Source organism: Acinetobacter sp. ANC_7513 (assembly GCF_056779915.1).
In genome coordinates this window covers 1-5,571 of the sequence record NZ_JBWYIW010000021.1, presented here as the reverse complement: position 1 = coordinate 5,571, position 5,571 = coordinate 1, and the positions used below count along the sequence as shown (strand labels likewise).

2 tRNA genes and 3 rRNA genes are annotated in these 5,571 nt (G+C 48.6%); all 5 read right to left on the bottom strand.

Annotated elements, in window-relative coordinates:
- Positions 1-45: 45 nt before the first annotated feature.
- A 5S ribosomal RNA gene (gene rrf / locus AC1M9B_RS14330) occupies positions 46-160 on the bottom strand.
- A gap of 180 nt (positions 161-340) precedes the next feature.
- A 23S ribosomal RNA gene (locus tag AC1M9B_RS14325) occupies positions 341-3,232 on the bottom strand.
- 379 nt (positions 3,233-3,611) lie between these two features.
- A tRNA-Ala gene (locus AC1M9B_RS14320) sits at positions 3,612-3,687 on the bottom strand.
- Between the two features lie 39 nt (positions 3,688-3,726).
- Positions 3,727-3,803, bottom strand: a tRNA-Ile gene (locus tag AC1M9B_RS14315).
- A 61-nt stretch (positions 3,804-3,864) separates the two neighbouring features.
- Positions 3,865-5,402, bottom strand: a 16S ribosomal RNA gene (locus AC1M9B_RS14310).
- The 16S, 23S and 5S rRNA genes sit together here with 2 tRNA genes alongside, the layout of an rRNA operon.
- Positions 5,403-5,571: the final 169 nt, after the last annotated feature.

Sequence of the window (5,571 nt, the reverse complement as noted above, 5' to 3'; positions counted from 1 at the left end):
ATAAAAAAACACCCCCTTGTATTGAAGGGGGTGTTTAGAATAATGAGCTGGCGATGACTTACTCTCACATGGGTAACCCCACACTACCATCAGCGCTAAGAGGTTTCACTTCTGAGTTCGGGAAGGGATCAGGTGGTTCACTCTTGCTATTGTCGCCAGCACAACTGTTGTGACTTTGCTTGGGTCTTATTCGCATATATTGTTTGCGTGCCTTTGCTTGGTCAAAGAAGTTATTAACAGCTATTTGAGTTGCTTTAATTTGTGCAGTTTAGCGTTTTATCTAACTAAATCAAGTTATTTGTCATGATTTGAACCACAACACCAACTGTTTGGGTGTTGTATAGTCAAGCCTCACGAGTAATTAGTATTGGTCAGCTTCATACGTCACCGTACTTCCACATCCAACCTATCAACGTTGTAGTCTTCAACGGCTCTTTAGAGGACATAAAGTCCTTGGGAAATCTAATCTTGAGGTAGGCTTCCCGCTTAGATGCTTTCAGCGGTTATCCCTTCCGAACATAGCTACCCGGCGATGCGACTGGCGTCACAACCGGTACACCAGAGGTTCGTCCACTCTGGTCCTCTCGTACTAGGAGCAGATCCTCTCAAATTTCCAACGCCCACGGTAGATAGGGACCGAACTGTCTCACGACGTTCTAAACCCAGCTCGCGTACCTCTTTAAATGGCGAACAGCCATACCCTTGGGACCTGCTTCAGCCCCAGGATGAGATGAGCCGACATCGAGGTGCCAAACACCGCCGTCGATATGAACTCTTGGGCGGTATCAGCCTGTTATCCCCAGAGTACCTTTTATCCGTTGAGCGATGGCCCTTCCATACAGAACCACCGGATCACTAAGACCTACTTTCGTACCTGCTCGACTTGTGGGTCTCGCAGTTAAGCGCGCTTTTGCCTTTATACTCTACGCGTGATTTCCGACCACGCTGAGCGCACCTTCGTACTCCTCCGTTACTCTTTAGGAGGAGACCGCCCCAGTCAAACTACCCACCAGACATGGTCCTCGCTCCAGATAATGGAGCAGAGTTAGAACCTCAATATTACCAGGGTGGTATTTCAAGGACGGCTCCATAGAAACTGGCGTTTCTACTTCAAAGCCTCCCACCTATCCTACACAAGTAAGATCAAAGTTCAATGTCAAGCTGCAGTAAAGGTTCACGGGGTCTTTCCGTCTAGCCGCGGGTACACCGCATCTTCACGGCGAATTCGATTTCACTGAGCCTCTGCTGGAGACAGCGCCGCCATCATTATGCCATTCGTGCAGGTCGGAACTTACCCGACAAGGAATTTCGCTACCTTAGGACCGTTATAGTTACGGCCGCCGTTTACTGGGGCTTCGATCAAGAGCTTCGCTTACGCTAACCCCATCAATTAACCTTCCAGCACCGGGCAGGCATCACACCCTATACGTCCACTTTCGTGTTTGCAGAGTGCTATGTTTTTAATAAACAGTTGCAGCGGCCTGGTTTCTGAGGCTGCCAGTAGCTCAAGGAGCAAGTCCTATCACCGCCGGCAGCGTACCTTCTCCCGAAGTTACGGTACCATTTTGCCTAGTTCCTTCAGCAGAGTTCTCTCAAGCGCTTTGGTCTACTCGACCTGACCACCTGTGTCGGTTTCGGGTACGATTCCTGTGTAACTGAAGCTTAGAGACTTTTCCTGGAAGTATGGTATCAGCCACTTCGCTAGTAAACTAGCTTGCTATCGATTCTCAGCATAGAGTACCCCGGATTTGCCTAAGATACATGCCTACAATCTTCCACCTGGACAACCAACGCCAGGCTGACTTAACCTTCTCCGTCCTCTCATCGCATTACACAGAAGTATTGGAATATTAACCAATTTCCCATCGACTACGCCTCTCGGCCTCGCCTTAGGGGTCGACTCACCCAGCCCCGATTAACGTTGGACTGGAACCCTTGGTCTTTCAGCGAACGGGTTTTTCACCCGTTTTATCGTTACTCACGTCAGCATTCGCACTTCTGATACCTCCAGCAGACTTCTCAATCCACCTTCATCGGCTTACAGAACGCTCCCCTACCACTTGCAATAAATTGCAAATCCGCAGCTTCGGTACATAGTTTTAGCCCCGTTACATCTTCCGCGCAGGCCGACTCGACTAGTGAGCTATTACGCTTTCTTTAAAGGGTGGCTGCTTCTAAGCCAACCTCCTAGCTGTCTATGCCTTCCCACATCGTTTCCCACTTAACTATGATTTAGGGACCTTAGCTGGCGGTCTGGATTGTTTTCCTCTTGACTACGGACGTTAGCACCCGCAGTCTGTCTCCCGGATAGTACTCATTGGTATTCGGAGTTTGCATCGGTTTGGTAAGTCGGGATGACCCCCTAGCCGAAACAGTGCTCTACCCCCAATGGTATTCGTCCGAGGCGCTACCTAAATAGCTTTCGGGGAGAACCAGCTATCACCAGGCTTGATTAGCCTTTCACCCCTATCCACAAGTCATCCCCTGGCTTTTCAACGACAGTGGGTTCGGTCCTCCAGTAAGTGTTACCTCACCTTCAACCTGCTCATGGATAGATCGCCTGGTTTCGGGTCTACACCCAGCAACTAAACGCCCTATTAAGACTCGATTTCTCTACGGCTCCCCTATTCGGTTAACCTTGCTACTGAATGTAAGTCGCTGACCCATTATACAAAAGGTACGCAGTCACATCACGAAGATGCTCCCACTGCTTGTATGCATGCGGTTTCAGGATCTATTTCACTCCCCTCACAGGGGTTCTTTTCGCCTTTCCCTCACGGTACTGGTTCACTATCGGTCAGTCAGGAGTATTTAGCCTTGGAGGATGGTCCCCCCATATTCAGACAAGGTTTCACGTGCCCCGCCCTACTCGACATCATCATGTAAGCCCTTTCGTGTACAGGACTATCACCTACTATGGTTGCACTTCCCAGAGCATTCCACTAAAGCTTACATAACTTAATGGGCTTTTCCCCTTTCGCTCGCCGCTACTGAGGGAATCTCAATTGATTTCTTTTCCTACGGGTACTGAGATGTTTCACTTCCCCGCGTTTGCCTTGCAACACTATGTATTCATGTTACAATACCTATCTTATGATAGGTGGGTTCCCCCATTCAGAAATCTCCGGATCACAGGATATTTGCCGCCTCCCCGGAGCTTTTCGCAGGCTATCACGTCTTTCATCGCCTCTGACTGCCAAGGCATCCACCACATGCACTTAATTACTTGACTATACAACCCCAAACAGTCGTTCGATCCTACAAGTAGATCGTTCAACATTACAGTTTGAAGTACTGTGTATCTAAACACTGTACAGCTTCAATTCAAATTCATATACCAAAACGCTTGATTCAGTTAATTTCGCTAGTTCTCATTTCAATCACTTCAACTCAATAACTTACGTTATCTCGTTTCCGCTCTTTCTATGAGTATGAACAAATTATTTCAACTCAAATATATGCTGTTAATGATTCACTACGTCTTCGTCAGATCGCAGTCAACTGTGATAAATCACAGAGCTTAATAATCAAGGCGTGCAGTATACACAGCTTTATTACTAAGCTCTATAAGCTATCAACTCGTTTGCTTACTACGTATTCGAATGAATACGTGGTGGAGACTAGGAGAGTCGAACTCCTGACCTCCTGCGTGCAAAGCAGGCGCTCTACCAACTAAGCTAAGTCCCCAGCTTATCATTTAGATCAATGTATCGTATGAGTATGTCATGGTGGGTCTGACAAGACTTGAACTTGTGACCCCACGCTTATCAAGCGTGTGCTCTAACCAACTGAGCTACAGACCCTCAGATACATCGTCATGAAGAACAACTTGTTGTGGATTCTTACCAATCGTCAATCTTTCGTTAAGGAGGTGATCCAGCCGCAGGTTCCCCTACGGCTACCTTGTTACGACTTCACCCCAGTCATCGGCCACACCGTGGTAAGCGTCCTCCTTGCGGTTAGACTACCTACTTCTGGTGCAACAAACTCCCATGGTGTGACGGGCGGTGTGTACAAGGCCCGGGAACGTATTCACCGCGGCATTCTGATCCGCGATTACTAGCGATTCCGACTTCATGGAGTCGAGTTGCAGACTCCAATCCGGACTACGATCGGCTTTTTGAGATTAGCATCCTATCGCTAGGTAGCAACCCTTTGTACCGACCATTGTAGCACGTGTGTAGCCCTGGTCGTAAGGGCCATGATGACTTGACGTCGTCCCCGCCTTCCTCCAGTTTGTCACTGGCAGTATCCTTAAAGTTCCCGGCTTAACCCGCTGGCAAATAAGGAAAAGGGTTGCGCTCGTTGCGGGACTTAACCCAACATCTCACGACACGAGCTGACGACAGCCATGCAGCACCTGTATGTAAGTTCCCGAAGGCACCAATCCATCTCTGGAAAGTTCTTACTATGTCAAGACCAGGTAAGGTTCTTCGCGTTGCATCGAATTAAACCACATGCTCCACCGCTTGTGCGGGCCCCCGTCAATTCATTTGAGTTTTAGTCTTGCGACCGTACTCCCCAGGCGGTCTACTTATCGCGTTAGCTGCGCCACTAAAGCCTCAAAGGCCCCAACGGCTAGTAGACATCGTTTACGGCATGGACTACCAGGGTATCTAATCCTGTTTGCTCCCCATGCTTTCGTACCTCAGCGTCAGTATTAGGCCAGATGGCTGCCTTCGCCATCGGTATTCCTCCAGATCTCTACGCATTTCACCGCTACACCTGGAATTCTACCATCCTCTCCCATACTCTAGCTTCCCAGTATCGAATGCAATTCCCAAGTTAAGCTCGGGGATTTCACATCCGACTTAAAAAGCCGCCTACGCACGCTTTACGCCCAGTAAATCCGATTAACGCTCGCACCCTCTGTATTACCGCGGCTGCTGGCACAGAGTTAGCCGGTGCTTATTCTGCGAGTAACGTCCACTATCCAAGAGTATTAATCTTAGTAGCCTCCTCCTCGCTTAAAGTGCTTTACAACCAAAAGGCCTTCTTCACACACGCGGCATGGCTGGATCAGGCTTCCGCCCATTGTCCAATATTCCCCACTGCTGCCTCCCGTAGGAGTCTGGGCCGTGTCTCAGTCCCAGTGTGGCGGATCATCCTCTCAGACCCGCTACAGATCGTCGCCTTGGTAGGCCTTTACCCCACCAACTAGCTAATCCGACTTAGGCTCATCTATTAGCGCAAGGCCCGAAGGTCCCCTGCTTTCTCCCGTAGGACGTATGCGGTATTAGCATCCCTTTCGAGATGTTGTCCCCCACTAATAGGCAGATTCCTAAGCATTACTCACCCGTCCGCCGCTAGGTCCAGTAGCAAGCTACCTTCCCCCGCTCGACTTGCATGTGTTAAGCCTGCCGCCAGCGTTCAATCTGAGCCATGATCAAACTCTTCAGTTTAAAATCAATAGTACCTAAAGGGTACCAATCTTGGCTCATCAATTACTGACAAAAAATTTGCTCAAATAAACTTCGAGAAATTTCTACCAATTATCAATGATAATATATATCGATCAATCAACCAGTAAAAATCCACACAAGTTGTTCTTCATAATCTCTTAATGATCTT